At 73.7% G+C, this 15,483-nt stretch carries 13 protein-coding genes; 10 read left to right on the top strand and 3 right to left on the bottom strand.

What is annotated here, in order from left to right; genetic code table 11:
* Positions 1-59: 59 nt before the first annotated feature.
* Positions 60-1,154 (top strand): IS701 family transposase, encoded by a 1,095-nt coding sequence (locus ACSDG8_RS28610; RefSeq protein ID WP_439427407.1) that lies wholly within the window; start codon positions 60-62, stop codon positions 1,152-1,154.
* 45 nt (positions 1,155-1,199) lie between these two features.
* Here ACSDG8_RS28610 and ACSDG8_RS28605 read toward each other — a convergent pair whose 3' ends face one another.
* Positions 1,200-2,204: a 3-oxoacyl-ACP synthase III family protein gene (locus ACSDG8_RS28605; protein ID WP_439427406.1), complete on the bottom strand. Its 1,005-nt coding sequence runs from the start codon at positions 2,202-2,204 to the stop codon at positions 1,200-1,202.
* A gap of 250 nt (positions 2,205-2,454) precedes the next feature.
* Here ACSDG8_RS28605 and ACSDG8_RS28600 point away from each other — a divergent pair, with 250 nt between their 5' ends.
* Genes ACSDG8_RS28600 through ACSDG8_RS28585 form a run of 4 tightly spaced genes read left to right on the top strand, consistent with a single transcriptional unit; the run spans position 2,455 to position 6,084 of the window.
* Complete coding sequence (locus ACSDG8_RS28600; protein ID WP_439428079.1) at positions 2,455-3,408, top strand: amidohydrolase family protein; 954 nt, start codon at positions 2,455-2,457, stop codon at positions 3,406-3,408.
* 4 nt (positions 3,409-3,412) lie between these two features.
* Complete coding sequence (locus tag ACSDG8_RS28595; RefSeq protein WP_210892054.1) at positions 3,413-4,222, top strand: arylamine N-acetyltransferase family protein; 810 nt, start codon at positions 3,413-3,415, stop codon at positions 4,220-4,222.
* 3 nt (positions 4,223-4,225) lie between these two features.
* On the top strand, positions 4,226-5,065 hold the full coding sequence (locus ACSDG8_RS28590; RefSeq protein ID WP_210892051.1) for an arylamine N-acetyltransferase family protein: 840 nt from the start codon (positions 4,226-4,228) through the stop codon (positions 5,063-5,065).
* Complete coding sequence (locus ACSDG8_RS28585) at positions 5,062-6,084, top strand: NADPH:quinone reductase (protein WP_247678069.1); 1,023 nt, start codon at positions 5,062-5,064, stop codon at positions 6,082-6,084. The genes ACSDG8_RS28590 and ACSDG8_RS28585 overlap by 4 nt, the downstream gene beginning before the upstream one ends.
* On the opposite strand, the gene ACSDG8_RS28580 is transcribed toward ACSDG8_RS28585, so the two are convergent.
* Positions 6,052-7,728: a helix-turn-helix domain-containing protein gene (locus ACSDG8_RS28580; RefSeq protein WP_210892049.1), complete on the bottom strand. Its 1,677-nt coding sequence runs from the start codon at positions 7,726-7,728 to the stop codon at positions 6,052-6,054. The two genes, ACSDG8_RS28585 and ACSDG8_RS28580, sit on opposite strands and share 33 nt — an antisense overlap.
* A gap of 166 nt (positions 7,729-7,894) precedes the next feature.
* On the opposite strand from ACSDG8_RS28580, the gene ACSDG8_RS28575 reads away from it, so the two are divergent.
* Genes ACSDG8_RS28575 through ACSDG8_RS28555 form a run of 5 tightly spaced genes read left to right on the top strand, consistent with a single transcriptional unit; the run spans position 7,895 to position 14,614 of the window.
* Positions 7,895-8,437 carry an SRPBCC family protein gene (locus ACSDG8_RS28575; RefSeq protein WP_210892047.1) on the top strand — a complete coding sequence of 181 codons (543 nt, stop codon included), beginning with the start codon at positions 7,895-7,897 and terminating at the stop codon, positions 8,435-8,437.
* A gap of 9 nt (positions 8,438-8,446) precedes the next feature.
* Positions 8,447-10,018: a class I adenylate-forming enzyme family protein gene (locus ACSDG8_RS28570; protein ID WP_439427405.1), complete on the top strand. Its 1,572-nt coding sequence runs from the start codon at positions 8,447-8,449 to the stop codon at positions 10,016-10,018.
* The gene (locus ACSDG8_RS28565) at positions 10,015-11,223 is read left to right on the top strand and encodes an FAD-dependent monooxygenase (RefSeq protein WP_439427404.1); all 1,209 of its coding nucleotides are present in this window, start codon (positions 10,015-10,017) and stop codon (positions 11,221-11,223) included. The genes ACSDG8_RS28570 and ACSDG8_RS28565 overlap by 4 nt, the downstream gene beginning before the upstream one ends.
* Complete coding sequence (locus tag ACSDG8_RS28560) at positions 11,220-13,193, top strand: FAD/NAD(P)-binding protein (RefSeq protein WP_210892041.1); 1,974 nt, start codon at positions 11,220-11,222, stop codon at positions 13,191-13,193. Before ACSDG8_RS28565 ends, ACSDG8_RS28560 begins: the two co-directional genes overlap by 4 nt.
* On the top strand, positions 13,190-14,614 hold the full coding sequence (locus tag ACSDG8_RS28555) for a class-II fumarase/aspartase family protein (protein WP_210892039.1): 1,425 nt from the start codon (positions 13,190-13,192) through the stop codon (positions 14,612-14,614). Before ACSDG8_RS28560 ends, ACSDG8_RS28555 begins: the two co-directional genes overlap by 4 nt.
* 45 nt (positions 14,615-14,659) lie before the next feature.
* On the opposite strand, the gene ACSDG8_RS28550 is transcribed toward ACSDG8_RS28555, so the two are convergent.
* Positions 14,660-15,478 (bottom strand): M23 family metallopeptidase, encoded by an 819-nt coding sequence (locus ACSDG8_RS28550; RefSeq protein ID WP_210892037.1) that lies wholly within the window; start codon positions 15,476-15,478, stop codon positions 14,660-14,662.
* Between the last annotated feature and the right edge of the window lie 5 nt (positions 15,479-15,483).

Here is a 15,483-nt window from a genome sequence, read left to right as displayed (position 1 = left end):
CATCCTCGCCGCGGGTTCCAAGCTCGTTTGCATTCGCCGCCGCGCCGCGAGGAGGCAGGATGCTGCTGGACGAGGACCTGACGGATCTGTGTGACGACATCCTGGCCGGGCTGCCGCGCAGTGATCAGCGACGGCGCGGCCGGGAGTACGTCCGCGGGCTGCTGCTGGCCCGGGGCCGCAAGTCGATCCGCAACATCGCCGCGATCTCCACGGAACCCGCCGCGGAGCAGGCGCTGCACCATTTCGTCAGCGACTCGACCTGGGACTGGATGCCGGTCCGGCGGGCGCTCGCCCGGCACGTCACGCGGCTCTGCGGGGCACGGACCTGGGTGCTGCACCCGACGCTGATCCGCAAGGCCGGAACGCACTCGGTCGGTGTCGGCCGCCGGTACTCGCCGGGCCTGGGACAGTCCCTCAACGCGCAGCACGCGGTGGGTCTCTGGGCGGCCTCGGCGAACGTCGTCACCCCGGTCAACTGGCGGCTGCACCTCAACGAGGACTGGCTGTCCGACGAGAAGCGCCGGCGGCGCGCGGCCATCCCGGACGACGCGGTCACCCAGTCGCTCGGGGCCTGCACTGTCGAGACGTACCTGGAACTGGGGGCGCCGACTGGTGAGCTGGTCGTGGTGGACGCGCGGGAGATGGACGTCGAGGCGGTGGTCCGGCGGCTGCGGGCCGCCGGAGCGCCGGTGCTGATCCGGGTGCCCGCCGGCCTGCGCCTGGTCCCCGCCGCGGGTTCGGCCGCTGAGCCGGCCGGCGACCTGGCGGCGACCGCGCGGCACCAGCGCCGGCCGGTCTTCGGGCTCGCGGCGAGCCCGCCGGTGCTGGCCGGCACCGTCGCGGTGCGGCTACCAAGCACCCGCAGCCACGATCCCCTGCTGCTGGTGGAGCTGAGCGCGCCGGGCCGCCGCGAGCCCGGCCAGCTGTGGCTGACCAGCCGCGGCGACATCGGCCTCGCCGACCTGGTCCGCCGGACGGCGCTCGTCCGCCGGGTCACCGACGACCTGGAGGCCACCGGGGACCAGGTGGGTCTGCGGGACTTCACCGGCCGGTCGTACCGGGGCTGGCACCGCCATGTGACGCTGGCGTCGGCGGCGCACACGGTGCTTGCGATGCACAGCCGGCCGGAACCGGCCCTGCGACGCACCTCCTGACGCGGGCGGGCGCCGGTGCCCGTGGGCCACCGGCGCCCGCCCGGCTCAGGTGGCCTGGAGCAGGGTCATCCCCATCGACATCCCGCCGCCGAAGGCGGTGAGCAGCACGAGGTCGCCGGGGCGGACCCGGCCGGAACGGCACAACTGGTCGTAGGTGATGGGCACCGCGGCGGCCCCGGTGTTGCCGTAGGCGGTGTACGTGGTGGCGACCCGGTCGAAGGGCAGCCCGAGCCGCTCCGCCATCGAGGCGAGGATCCGGCCGTTGGCCTGGTGCGGCACCAGATGCCCGAGCCGGTGCGGCGGTACGCCGTGCTCGGCCAGGAACGCCTCGATGCCGGCGACCACGTGCGTGTCGATGAATTCGCGCACCCCGCGGCCGTCCATCCGGAAGTGGTGCGAGCCGTCGCGGAGCGTCTGCTCCGAGGCCGGCATGCGGCTGCCGCCGGCCGCCACGCCGATCAGCCCGCGTGCCTCGGCGAAGCTGAGCAGCCGGGCGGCCACGACCCGGTGCGCGCCGCCGACGCCGATCACCGCGGCGCCGGCCCCGTCGCCGAAGAGGACCACGGTGCGGCGGTCCTGCGGCGACAGGATGCGCGAGTAGACGTCCGCGCCGATCACCAGCGCCGGCCGGTCGCCCGCTGCCGTCACCAGCCGCTCGGCGACCGCCAGACCGTAGCTGAAGCCGCTGCACACCGCGTTGACGTCGAACGCGGCGGTGCCCCGGCCGGCGCCGATCTCGTGGGCGACGACGCTGGCGGTGGGAGGTTGCGGCGAGTCCGGCGTCGAGGTGGCCACCACGACGAGCGCCAGGTCGGCCGCGTCGACGCCGGCGTCCGCCAGCGCGACGCGTGCCGCGCCGATCGCCAGGTCGGAGGTCGCCTCGTCCGGCTTGGCCCACCGCCGGTGCCGGATCGCGGTCTTCTCGAACACCCAGTCACCGGTCACCCCGGCGTGCTCGGCCGCCTCGTCGTTCGTGACCACCCGGCCGGGCAGGTACGAGCCGGTGCCGAGCACACCGATCGGCCGATCGCCACGCGAATAAGTAAGCATGCGCCAGGTCCATTTCTTCACCAGCCGTCGATCGCAAGAATGCGATAGGACGGGCACCGACTTCGCGGCGAATAGTGTCGACGGTCCACCAGACCAGACCTGCGGTCAATGTATGGCAACCGAACCGGGCAGGCAACCGCCGGAACCGACGTGACATATTAGCGGCGACCGCCTTGGCCAGGCGCGCCCCGATCACCACGATGCGGATGTGGACGCCAAACCCGTAATCGGTCCGGCCGGGTCACCGTGGATGGATGCCATCGACGTGCACCATCACATTATTCCCGATTTCTATACCGCCGAGCTTCGCGAATTGGGCGGTTCCACTGTTCTTTCCGGAGTCGACCGTCCCACCTGGAGCCGGTCGGGCAGCCTCGCCATGATGGACCGGCAGGGAATACGCGCCGCGATCGTCAGCCTGTGGCCGGGAGTACCCTCGCTGGACCGCGCCCGGAGCCGCACCCTCGCGCGGCGGCTGAACGCGTACCTCGCCGAGTTCGTGGCGGCCGGCGACGGCCGCTTTGGCGCGTTCGCGGTGCTGCCCTTCCCCCACCTCGACGACTGCGTGGCGGAGTTCGTGCACGCGATCGACGTGCTCGGCCTCGACGGGCTCGGACTGCTCACCAACTACGACGGGCTCTACGTCGGCGACCGCCGGCTCGACCCGCTGCTGGCCGAGGCCGAGCGGCGGCGTACGCCGATCTTCGTCCACCCGGCGGTGCCGCCGGCCGCCGGCCAGCCCAGCTTCGGGCTGCCGCTGTCGCTGTACGAGTTCCCGTTCGAGACGGTGCGGCTGGTGGCGCAGCTGCTCTACAACGGGACGCTGGAGCGGTTCCCGGAGCTGCGGATCATCCTGCCGCACGGCGGCGGTGGGGTCACCTACTACGCCGACCGGCTCACCTACGGCCCGGTCATCAACGGCGACCTCGCCGACCGCCTGCCGGACGACCCCCTCGCCGTGCTCCGCCGCCTCTACTTCGACGTGGCGATGTGCGGCCGGCACGCGCTCGCCTCCCTGCAGCTGTTCGCCGACCCGGAGCGGGTCCTGGTCGGCTCCGACTACCCCTTCATGCCCGAGTCCTTCGGCGCCTCGATCGGTGCGGGAGTGGCGCGCCACGCGGACCTCGATCCGCGGTGGTGGGCCGCGGTCAACCGGTCCAACGCGGCGAAGCTGTTCGCCCGCTTCCCCTCGACAGGAGAGTGACCACATGCTCGACGACACGCTTGTCGACGCGTACCTGAACCGCATCGGTGTGGCCCGGCCGGAGCGGCTCGACGCCGAGGCGCTGCGGCTGCTGCACGCGCAGCACGAGCTGACGGTGCCGTTCGAGACCATCGACTACCACCTCGGCAAGGAGATCTTCATCGACGAGCGGGTGGTCGAGAAGATCGTGTACCAGAACCGCGGCGGCGGCTGCGGTGAGATCAACAACGCGTTCCACTACCTGCTGGAGGCGCTGGGCTTCGACGTGACGCTGCACCAGGGCCGGGTCTGGCTCGGGCACGAGTTCACTCCGCCGTACAACCACTCGGTGACCACCGTGCGCATCGGCGAGCAGCGGTGGCTGAGCGACGTCGGCCTGGGCCGCAGCAGCCGCTACCCGCTGCTGCTGGAGTCGCCGCAGGCGCAGGAGGACCCGCACGGCACGTTCTCCACCAAGCGGGTCGCCGACAACGCCACCGACGTCTTCCGGGCCGACGCGCTGCAGTACCGCTTCTACGACGAGCCGGTCGTGGCCGCCGACGGCATGCAGGTCCTGTGGTGGTACCGCACCTCACCGGACTCGCCGTTCCTGCAGAACCTGTCCTGCACGCTGCCGACCGAGAACGGGCGCATCATCCTGCGGGAGAACAAGCTCGTCGTCATCGACGGCGACGAGCGGCGCATCGAACGGCTCAGCAACGACGACGACCTGCTGGCGGCGTACGACAAGTACTTCGGCATCAAGCTGGACGCGCCGCCGAAGCCCAGCCCGCACGCCAAGAAGTCGATGCGCATGTCGTACGAGCGGGACTGAGCCGTGCTGACCGACGAGCAGGTGCAGGGCTATCTGGACCGGATCGGCGCCGCGCGCCCCGAGCGGCCGGACCTGGCGGCGCTGCGCGACCTGCAGGAACGCCACACCTTCACGGTGCCGTTCGAGAACCTCGACTACCACCTGGGCCACGAGATCTACATGGACGAGCGGGTGCTGGACAAGGTCGTCCGCCAGCGCCGCGGCGGCGGCTGCTTCGAGATCAACACCTCGCTGTTCTTCCTGTTGCGGGCGCTGGGTTTCGCGGTGACGCTGCACCAGGGGCGGGTTTGGCTCTCCGGGCGGTTCAACGGCCCGCACAATCATCTGATGCTGACTGTGGACCTCCCGGAGACCGGCTCCCGCTGGCTGGTCGACGTCGGGTTCGGCAAGAACAGCCGTCACCCGTTCCGGCTCGACGCCGCCGAGCCGTATGTGGACCCGCACGGCCGGTTCACCACCGAGCGGGTCGAGCCCGGAGCCGTCGACGTGTACCGCAACGGCGCGTTGCAGTACCGGTTCTACGACGGGCCGGCCGACCTGTCCGACTTCCGGCAGAACCTGTGGTGGTACCGCACCTGCCCGGACTCGCCGTTCCTGCGGAACATGTTCTGCACGCTGCCCACCGCCGACGGGCGGGTCACCCTGCAGGGCGACGTGCTGACAGTCATTTCCGGCGACCGCCGGACCGTCGAGACGCTCACCGACGACGACGCGCTCCTGGAGGCGTACCGGCGGTGGTTCGGGATCGTCCTGGACAAGCCGCCGACACTGAGCCCGTACGCGGACCAGTCCTCGCGCATGGCGTTCTTCCAGAGCGACGACGGCGGGCCAGGCCGCCGATGACGACAGTGCGGGCCGCCTACGTCGACCGGCTGGGCCCGGCCACCGGGATCCGGTACGGCGACTTGCCCGTGCCCCGGCCCGGCCCCACCGACGTGCTCGTCGACACGCTCGCCACCACCGTCAACCACGTCGACACGTTCGTGCGCGCCGGCACGTACCGTACGCCGGTCCCGCTGCCGTTCGTGGTGGGCCGGGACGTGGTGGGCGTCGTCGCGCACGCCGGTGACGGCGTCGCCGGTTTCCGTCCCGGCGACCGGGTCTGGTGCAACAGCCTGGGCCACGGCGGGCGTCAGGGCGCGGCCGCCGAGCAGGTGGTGGTGCCCGCGGATCGGCTGTACCCGCTGCCCGCGGCGGCCTCGGCGGAGGCGGTCACCGTCCTGCATCCGGCCGCCACCGCCTACCTGGCGCTGGCGGTGCACGGCCGCCTGCGACCCGGTGAGACGGTGGTGGTGGGCGGTGGCGGCGGCAACGTCGGCGCCGCGTTGATCACGACGGCGACGGCGCTGGGCGCGCGCGTGGTCGCCACCGCGGCGCCCCGGGACGAGGCGTTCTGCCGGGCCGCCGGCGCGGTCGAGGTGGTCGACTACGCCGCGCCCGACCTGGCTGACCGGCTCGCCGCGTCGTGCCCGGAGGGCGTCCACGTCTACCTGGACACCTCCGGGACCAACGACCTGGACCTGGCGGTCGGGCAACTCGCCGTACGGGGCCGCATCGTGCTGCTCGCGGGGGCGCGGACCCGCCCGGCGCTGCCCGCCGGTGAGCTGTACACGAACGACAGGTCGATAGTCGGTTTCGTCATCTCGCTCGCCACGACCGCGGAGCTCGCGGAGGCGGCCGTCTTCATCAACCGGCTGCTCGCGGCCGGCCGGCTGCGCCCGCGCGAGGTGGTGCGCCTTCCGCTGTCCGCGATGCGGGAGGCGCACCGGATGGTGGAGGACGGCGAGATGCGCGGGCGGCGGGCCCTTGTCGTACCGGACGGCGCGGCGTCACAGCTCGGTGAGCAGGCGGTGCAGGCGTAGCGCGAGCTGGATCTCCAGCGCCCGCGCCGGGAGTTGCCAGGTGGGGCCGAGCAGGCGCTTCACCCGGTCCAGCCGCCGGGTGACTGTGTTCGGGTGCATGTGCAGCAGCTCCGCCGCGTTGGTCGGGCTGCGGCCGGCCTCGAAGTACGCGTCGAGCGTGCGGGCGAGGTCGCCGTCGCGGTGCCGGTCGTAGTCGAGCACCGGCTGGAGGGTGGCGTCGATGAACTGGTCGATGCCCTCCCGGCCGGCCAGCAGCATCGGCAGGAAACCCAGCTCGCGTACCGACACGCCGCGACCGGCCAGCTCCATCATGATCATCACGTCGAGGCAGCGCAGCGCCTGCCGGTAGCGCACCGCCACCTGCTCCGGCCCGGAACCGCTGTCGGACGCCGCGGCCGTCACCGGCCGGCCGAAGAGCGTGCCCGACTCCTCCGCGGCCGTCCGGGCGATCTCGGCCGGGTCGGCCTCACCCGGCAGCAGCAGCACGATGTCGTCGTCGTGCAGCGCGGACAGACCGTCACCACGGGCGGCGAACGCCGCGCTCCACATCGACGCCCAGTGCGGGCTGACCCCGTCCGGCCGCAGCACCACCACGACGTACGGCCGGTCCAGGCGCACGCCGAGCCGCCGGGCCCGCTCGACCAGCGTGCCAGTGGGCTGCGGCGTGGTGATCAGCTCGTTGAGCAGGGCACGGCGGGCCTGGCTCTCCCGGCTGTCGTCGAGCTGCCGCAGGATCACCGCCGCCGCCTGGGCGATCAGGAGCAGGAGCTGCCCGTCCGGGTCGGCGAGCGGGCTGTCCATCTCCAGCAGCAGGTCTCCCATCCGCCGGTCGCCGGCCAGCACCGGGACGACCAGGCGGCGGCCGTCCGGCGTGCCCGGCCCGGCGGACCGGCTCGCGGCGACCACGAGACCGTCGTCGGTGCACAGCCGCACCGACGCGCCGAGGCGCCGGTCGGCCTCCACGACGAAGGCCCGCGCGTCGCCACGGGCCACGGCCAGGTCGATGAAGCCGTAGTGCGCCGAGCGCAGCGTCCGCAGCCGGTCCAGGTCGGCGGCGGTACGGGCGGACTGCTGCTCCAGCCCGTAGAGCCGGGCGATCGCGACGTCCAGCAGTTGCGTCTTCTCCATCGCGGCACCGGCGAGCCGGGCGAACGAGGTCAGCTGGACGCGCTCACCCGCGGTGACCGTCCGGGGGCGACGATCGGCGAGGTACAGCGCGGCGACGGACCGGCGGGGAGCGTATCCGCGCATGTGGCCCAGACGCACCGCGACCACCGCGTGCAGCGGCCCGTCGTCGTCCGATCCGGACACCGGGGCGTCGGGCGGCGGCCCGGAGTCCGCGTCCCCGCACCACAGCGCCGACCCGTCCAGCAGCGCCGCGCCGGAGGGGTGGTGACCGGGCAGGTCCAGCGGGCCGCCCTCGTCGGGGCCGTCCGCCGCCCGTACCGTGATCGTGGGTCCGTCCTCGGACACGACCGCGACGAAGGCGGCCGGCGCGTCGAGCAGCCGCCGGCCCTGACGCGCGATGTCCCGCAGCAGGCCGCTCTCGTCGTGCGGCACCGCGGCGTCGTCGGCCGGCTCGGCGACCGCGCCCGGCACGGCGTCGTCGGCGGAGCCGGCCGGTAACGGCGCGTCCCCGGGCACGGCGGCGCCTTGTTCCGTGCTCCCCCCCATGGCTCTTCCCGTGTCCGTAGTCGCGTCGCGGATCTGCGCCGGATTATAGGCGTCCCGGTCAAGGACGACGTCGAACCTGATGAATCAGAGTCGAACACTTTGACCCTTCGGGAAGCCGATAACGACGATTCTCCGCATGGCCGAAACCGAGACCACAACGCCACTGTTCGAATCGCAGGCGGAAATCGTCGTCGACGCCACTCCGGACGAGGTCTACGCGCTCGTCAGCGACCTTCCCCGGTGCCGGGAGTGGAGCACCGAGTGCACCGGAGGCGAGTGGATCAGCGGCCGTCCCGGCGCCCCCGGGGCGGTGTTCCGCGGCCACAACCTGCGGAGCGAGGACGTCGTCGCCTGGGCGCCGGTCGTCCGTGGCGTCTGGACCACGGAGTCGCAGGTGCACACCGCGATCCCCGGCGTCGAGTTCAGCTGGGCGATGCGGGACAGCCGCGGACGCGCCCAGAGCAGCGTGTGGGCCTTCCGGATGAGCCCGGAGGGCGCCGGCTGCCGGCTGACGCACCACTTCCGGATGGACCAGCCCACCGAGGGCATTCGCAAGATCACCCAAGACATGGACGACGACGAGCGCCGGCGCTTCGTCACCGAATGGGGCGCAAAGGTCGGCGCCGATCTGCAGGAGACGCTGCGCCGCCTCAAGTCGATCATCGAGAACGAACGGTAGGAGCCGGACATGTTGCTGCAGACGATCGCCAATCGCGGCATCCGACTGGGCACACTCTTCGACCGGGCCGCAGCCCGGCACCCGGACAACAGCATCACCCTCGACCACGACCTCGACGTGGCGCCGGAACTCGGCCGGCGGCTCACCGTCGGCGCGGTCGCCGGCCTGGTCGCCGACCTGGCCGCCCGCCTGCACGCCGCCGGCGTACGACCGGGCGACCGGGTGGTGGTCTACAAGTCGCACAACTTCGACATCACGCTGAGCGCGTGCGCGCTGGCCCGGATCGGGGCCGTGCCGGTGCTCCTCTCCCCCCACCTCGACCCCACCACCGTGGTTCACCTGATCCGCCGGGTCGGCCGGCCGTACCTGCTGACCGACCGCGCCACCCTCGACCGTGGACTGTCCGACACCGTGTTCCCGGCGGTCGCCGGGGTGCTGCTCGCCTCCGGTGAGCATCCGTCGGCCACGTCGCTGCGTGCCCTGACCGGCGTGCCCAACGTCCCGCCGATCCTCATGTCGCCCGATCACCCCACCCTGGTCACCCACACCTCCGGCACCACAGGGCTGCCGAAGCTGGCGGTGCACACCGGACGGACGCTGCAGGCGCGCTACCGCCCGCAGGCGTCGGTCGCCGCACTGGTGCGGCGCCGCTGCCCGGTCGCCATCCACGTCTCGTTCGTGCACTCGCGGCTGTTCACCGCGCTGGCGATCACGATGCTGCGGGGCTTCCCGCTGCTGGTGCTCGCCGACAACGACCCGGACCAGGCCACCGACCTGTTCCTGACCCACCGTCCGGGCGTGCTGGAGACCCACCCGAACTCGTTCCTGCGGTGGGAGCGGCTGGCCGACGACCCGCGTGCGCCGCTGGCCACCGTGCGCTACTTCAGCAGCACCTTCGACGCCATCCACCCGCGTACGGTCCGGCGGATGCTCGGCGCCTCCGCGCATCCCAAGCCGGTGTTCGGCCAGCTGTACGGGCAGAGCGAGGTGGGCCCGGTCGCGGCCCGCGCGTTCACCCGCCGCCGGCGGGAGGACGCCGACGGGCGCTGCGTCGGCATGCCGTTCCCCGGCATGACCGACATCCGGGTGGTCAGCCGCAACGGACGCCCGCCCACCCGGGACAACCCCGGCTACATCGAGGTACGCACCGACGGGCGCATCGTCACCTACCTCGGCGAGCAGCAGCGGTACGAGGGCCAGCGCCACGGGTCGTGGTGGCGGATGGGCGACCTGGGCTACCGCACCCGGTGGGGCTGCCTGCACCTGCTCGACCGGGAGGTCGACGAGATCGACGGGTTCGGCAGCACGCTGGCGGTCGAGGACACGCTCTTCACCCGGCTGGACGAACTCGTCGAGGTGATCATCCTGCCGGCGCCGGACGGGCCGCCCGTGCCGGTGATCTGCACCAGCGAGGACCTGCCGATCGACGTCGACCGCTGGGCCGGCGCGGTCGCCACGCTGCCCCCGATGGCCCGTCCGGTGCAGCGGCGCCTGGCGGACCTCCCGCAGACCGCCACCACCAAGATCAAACGGTTGGAGCTGGCCAAGCAGCTGCTCGACCGGGACAGCGCGGCCGGATGAGCACCCGGACGCCCGTGCGGGTGGTCGTGGCCGGGGGCGGCATCGGCGGGCTCGCCACGGCCCTGGCGGTGGCGGCGCACGGGCACCACGTGACCGTCCTGGAACGCCAGCCCGAGTTCACCGAGCTGGGCGCGGGCATCCAGCTGGCCCCCAACGGCCTGTACGCGCTGGACGCGCTCGGCGTGGGACCGGAGGTCCGGGCCACCGCTGTCGCCATGGCGGAACTGCGGTTCATGGACGGTGTGGCCGGCACCCACGTCACCAGCATGCCGCTGACCGAGGAATACCAGCGCCGGTTCGGCAGCCCGTACGTGGTGGTGCACCGCGCCGAGTTGCACCGCCGGCTGCTCGACGCCGCTCGGCGGCTGCCCCGGATCACGCTGCGCCCGGCCGCCTCGGTGGCCGGGTACCGCCAGAGCGCCGCCGGCGCGGCCGTGCACCTGGACTCCGGCGAACAGATCACCGCCGACATGGTCATCGGCGCCGACGGCATCCACTCCCGCATCCGCCGCCAGCTCGTCGGCGACGGCGAGCCGCGCAACTCCGGCATCACCGCGTACCGCGCCATCGTCCCCATGTCCCAGGTGCCCGCCCGGGTACGCCGGGACGCGGTCACCTGGTGGGCCGGACCGGACTGCCACTTCGTGCACTACCCGATCAGCGGCGGGGCGTACCTGAACATGGCCGCCAGTCACGCCGACGGCGCGCCCACGCTGTTCGCCGGCCGGCCCACCACCGGCGCCCTGGTCCGGGCCGCGATGTCGCGCCTCGGCGCGGTCGACGACCTGCTGCGCCTCAGCGAGGAGTGGCGGGCCTGGGTGCTCGTCGACCGGGCGCCGGTCGACGACTGGGCCGACGGCCGGGTCGCCCTGCTCGGCGACGCCGCGCACCCGATGCTGCACTACGCCGCGCAGGGCGCCTGCCAGGCCCTGGAGGACGCGGTGGTGCTCGGCGACCTGCTCGGCGACGGCGCGCAGCCGGTGCCCGAGGTGCTCCGCCGCTACGTCGCGCAACGGCGGGAGCGGACCGCGGCGGTGCAGGCCGTCTCCCGGGACAGCATCCGGCTCTGGCACGCCGCCGGGGACGCGGCGACGGCCCGCAACCGGGCGCTCGCCGCCATGGCGCCGGAGGAGTTGCACACGGCGGTGGCCTGGATGCACGGCGCCCGGGTGCGCGGCGAGCGCCCGAGCGAGGCCGTGCGATGACAGGCCCGCGGCATCTGCGGATCTGCATCGTCGGCGCGGGCCCGCGCGGGCTGTCCGTCCTGGAGCGGCTCTGCGCCCAGGAACGGCACGAGCGGGCCTGCGCCAGCCTCACCGTGCACGTGGTGGATCCGGCCGCGCCCGGCGCCGGCGCGGTGTGGCGCACCGACCAGTCCCGGCTGCTGCTGACGAACACCGTCGCCTCACAGATCACCGTGTACACCGACCCGAGCTGCCAGTTGGCCGGGCCGATCGAGCCCGGGCCGAGCCTGTACGAGTGGGCCAGGAGCCTGGCGTCGGTGGGCCCGCTGGGCGCGTTCGACCGGGACGTGCTCGACGAGGCGCGCGCGCTCGGCCCCGACGACTATCCGACCCGGGCGTTCTACGGCTACTACCTGCGGGCCAGCTTCCGCCGGATCGTGCGCCGCGCGCCGCCGCACGTCTCGATCCGGTGCCACCGCTCCCGCGCGGTGGCCAGCGCCGACACGTCGGGCGTGCCGGGCGGCCCGCAGGGCGTACGGCTGGCCGACGGCACCCGTCTGCACCACCTGGACGCCGTGGTGCTGGCCCTGGGTCACGCCGCCGCCCGGCTGGATCCGCGGCAGGCCCGCACGGCGAGCCTGTCCCGGGTCCACGGACTCACCTACCTCCCCCAGGCCAACCCCGCCGACGTCGACCTCAGCCACATCCCGCCGGGCGCCCCGGTGCTGCTGCGCGGGCTGGGCCTGACGTTCTTCGACCACCTGATCCTGTTCACCGTCGGCCGGGGCGGCAGCTTCACAGAGGAGGGCGGGCGGCTGCGGTACCGGCCGAGCGGCGCCGAACCGAGGTTGTCGGCCAGTTCCCGCCGGGGCATCCCGGCGCACGCCCGGGGCGACAACCAGAAGGGTGTGACCGGCCGGCACCTGCCCCGGCTGCTGACCGCGCAGGCCGTGGCGCGGCTGCGCGCCCGCCGCGCCCGCGGCGAGTCGATCCGGTTCCGCCGCGACGTGTGGCCGCTGATCGCCGCCGAGGTGGAGAGCGTCTACTACGCGACGCTGCTGCGCCGCACCGGGCACGCCGACCGGGCCGAGACCTTCACGCTGCGCTACCTCGCGACACCGGCCGAGCGGCGGCCGGCGCTGCTCGACGAGTACCGGATACCGCCGGCGCGGCGCTGGGACTGGGACCGGCTGGCCCACCCGTACCGCGGCCGCGAGTTCCGCGACCGGGACGACTTCCGGGCCTGGCTGCTGGACCACCTGGCCCGGGACGTGGCGCACGCGCGAGCCGGCAACGTCGACGGGCCGCTCAAGGCCGCGCTGGACGTCCTGCGCGACCTGCGCAACGAGATCCGCCTGGCGGTCGACCACGGCGGGATCGACGGCGACTCGTACCGCGACGAGCTGACCGGCTGGTTCACCCCGTTCAACGCCTTCCTCTCCATCGGCCCGCCGGCCCGGCGCGTCGAGGAGACGATCGCGCTGATCGAGGCGGGTGTGCTGGAGCTGACCGGGCCGGACACCCAGATCGTCATCGACACCGAGACACCCGCGTTCGAGGCGACGTCCCGGACCGTGCCCGGTCCCCCGGTGCGCGCCGGCGTCCTCATCGAGGCGCGGCTGCCGGAACCCGACCTGCGCGGCACCGCCGACCCGTTGCTGCGCCACATGCTCGACACCGAACAGTGCCGGCCGTACCGGATCCCCTACGACGGCGGCACGTACGAGACAGGAGGACTCGCAGTGACCGAACGTCCCTACCGGGTCGTCGACGCCCAGGATCAGCCGCACCCCCGCCGGTTCGCGTTCGGTGTGCCCACCGAGTCGGTGCACTGGGTGACAGCGGCCGGCATCCGGCCGGGCAGCGACTCGGTGATCCTGGCCGACGCCGACGCGATCGCCGCCGAGGTGCGCTCGCTCGCGCCGGCCGGACACGCGGTGGCCGACCGCGCGGCCTCCGGGCCGGCCCGCTTCCCGGGGGTGATCGTGTGATCGACACCCTGGACGTGGCGGTGGACAGCGGCCTGCTCTCACCGGTGCGCGCCGGCACGAGCATCGAGCCGGTGGTCGGCGACCGGGCCTGGTTGCAGGCCATGCTGGACGCCGAGGCGGCGCTGGCCCGGGCCCAGGCGCGGCTGGGCACGCTGCCCGCCCAGGCCGCCGCGGTGATCACCCGGACCGCCCGGGCCGAGCTGTTCGACCTGCGGGAGGTCGCGTTGGCGTCCCGGGACACCGCGAACCCGGTGGTGGCGCTCGTCGCCCAGCTGACCCGGGCCGTCGCCGAACTCGACCCGGCCTCCGCCGAGTACGTCCACCGTGGCTCCACCAGCCAGGACATCCTGGACACCGCGGCGATGACCGTCTCGCACCGGGCGCTCACCGTCATCGACGACCACCTCGCCGCCGCCGTCGACGCGCTCGCCGGACTGGCGCTGGCCCACCGGGACGTGCCGATGGCCGGACGTACGCTGGCCCTGCACGCCGCCCCCACCACGTTCGGGCTGAAGGCGGCGGGCTGGCACCGGCTGCTCTGCGACGCCCGGGTGCGACTGTGGCGGGTACGCGACCAGGGCCTGCCGGTGTCGCTCGGCGGCGCGGCCGGCACGCTGGCCGGCTATCTGGAGTACGCGGGCCTGGACGGTGCGGCCGAGCCCGACCCCGGCTACGTGGACCGCCTCGTGGCGGCGTTCGCCGAGGAGACCGGCCTGAGCCGGCCGACGCTGCCCTGGCACACCCTGCGTACGCCGCTGGCGGACCTCGCCGCGGTGCTCGCGTTCGTGACCGGCGCCCTCGGCAAGATCGCCGTGGACGTGCTCTCGCTGGCGCGCACCGAGGTGGGCGAGGTGGCGGAGCCGGCGGCCAGCGGGCGCGGCGCCTCCTCCGCGATGCCGCACAAGCGGAACCCGGTCTTCGCCACGCTCATCCGCAGCGCCGCGCTCCAGGTGCCGCCACTGGCGGCCGGGCTCACCCAGGCGCTGGTCAGCGAGGACGAGCGGTCCGCCGGCGTGTGGCACGCCGAGTGGCTGCTGCTGCGCGAATGCCTGCGGGTCACCGGTGGCGCCGCGGAGGCGGCCGTGACGCTGACGCGGGGGCTCGTGGTGCGCCCGGAGCGGATGGCGGCCAACCTGGCGCTGACGCGGGGCCAGCTCACCTCCGAGCGGATCGCCGCCCGGCTCACGCCCGCTGTCGGCCGGGACCGGATCAAGGAGGTGCTGACCCGGGCCGCCGCGGAGGCCGACGCGACCGACCGTACGCTGCACGACGTCCTGGCGGAGGCGCCGGAGCTGCGGGGCCGCTACACCGCCGGGGAGCTGGCCCGGATCGGCGATCCGGCCGGCTATCTCGGCGCGGCGGGCACGCTGGTGGACGGCGCGGTCGTGGCCCGGGTGGCGTCGCAGCCGGCCCGGCGCTGACCTCCGCGCCCACGCGAACGGGCCGCGGTCGGACGCCGGGTCGGATCAGCCGATGCCGTCGACCGCGGCCCGGAGCGCGCTGATCGACGGATCCCAGGTGAAGTTCAGGACGGGGATGCCGGAGGCGGCGGCGTTGCTGTCACCACCGAGGACGACCGCCCGCGGTTTGCCGGTGCCCTGGGGGACCACGAGATACCAGTTGCCCTTCACGTTCGCGATGAACACGTCGTCTGCCTCCTGGTCGGGCGGGTTCGGGTTGGCGACGTCTCCGGCCCAGCTCTCGAAATCGACTGTCGCGCGGAAATCCGTCGGGCTGGCGGTGTTCAGCCAGAGGCTGGTGTGCACGTGCGCGCCGACGCCGTACTCGCTGCCGTTGGCCGAGGCGCCGGAGTACGCGATCGTCTGGCCCCGCGACACACGCTGACCGGGTGAGACGGCGATCGCGGACAGGTGCAGGTGCCGGCTGTAGTTGCCGTCGTCGTGGGCCATCCCGACGACGCGCCCGGTCGCCGTGGAGGTGTCGGCCTTCACGAAACGGATCGTGCCGTTCGCCGCCGCCATGACCGGGGTGCCGGTCCCGACCGCGTAGTCGGTGCCCGGCTCGGCCGAGGGCGGCGTCCGGTTCCGGTGGTCCTGCCAGGAGCTGGAGATGCGGACACGCCCGCACGGCCGCTGGTAGCCGCCGGCGGCGCGGGCGGAGCCGGGCAGCAGGGCGAAGGCGGCCGACACCCCGGACGCGGCCAGCGCGGCGCCGGTGATGAGCCCTCGTCTCGACAGGCCACGCAGGTAGGCGATGCCGGCGAGGTCCTCGGGCGGCGGAGCGCCGCGACCGACGCCCGAGGACGACCCGTCACTGAGGATCATCGATG

It is taken from the genome of Micromonospora sp. LA-10 (assembly GCF_051853095.1).
Lineage (GTDB): Bacteria > Actinomycetota > Actinomycetes > Mycobacteriales > Micromonosporaceae > Micromonospora > Micromonospora echinospora_A.
This window is presented reverse-complemented; position numbering and strand designations above follow the sequence as displayed.

Bases quoted from the DNA above. Each gene is read 5' to 3' on its own strand.
- ACSDG8_RS28550 (WP_210892037.1), bottom strand. From the start codon at position 15,478: ATGATCCTCAGTGACGGGTCGTCCTCGGGCGTCGGTCGCGGCGCTCCG.
- ACSDG8_RS28560 (WP_210892041.1), top strand. From the start codon at position 11,220: ATGACAGGCCCGCGGCATCTGCGGATCTGCATCGTCGGCGCGGGCCCG.
- ACSDG8_RS28605 (WP_439427406.1), bottom strand. From the start codon at position 2,204: ATGCTTACTTATTCGCGTGGCGATCGGCCGATCGGTGTGCTCGGCACC.
- ACSDG8_RS28565 (WP_439427404.1), top strand. From the start codon at position 10,015: ATGAGCACCCGGACGCCCGTGCGGGTGGTCGTGGCCGGGGGCGGCATC.
- ACSDG8_RS28585 (WP_247678069.1), top strand. From the start codon at position 5,062: ATGACGACAGTGCGGGCCGCCTACGTCGACCGGCTGGGCCCGGCCACC.
- ACSDG8_RS28600 (WP_439428079.1), top strand. From the start codon at position 2,455: ATGGATGCCATCGACGTGCACCATCACATTATTCCCGATTTCTATACC.
- ACSDG8_RS28595 (WP_210892054.1), top strand. From the start codon at position 3,413: ATGCTCGACGACACGCTTGTCGACGCGTACCTGAACCGCATCGGTGTG.
- ACSDG8_RS28610 (WP_439427407.1), top strand. From the start codon at position 60: ATGCTGCTGGACGAGGACCTGACGGATCTGTGTGACGACATCCTGGCC.
- ACSDG8_RS28570 (WP_439427405.1), top strand. From the start codon at position 8,447: ATGTTGCTGCAGACGATCGCCAATCGCGGCATCCGACTGGGCACACTC.
- ACSDG8_RS28575 (WP_210892047.1), top strand. From the start codon at position 7,895: ATGGCCGAAACCGAGACCACAACGCCACTGTTCGAATCGCAGGCGGAA.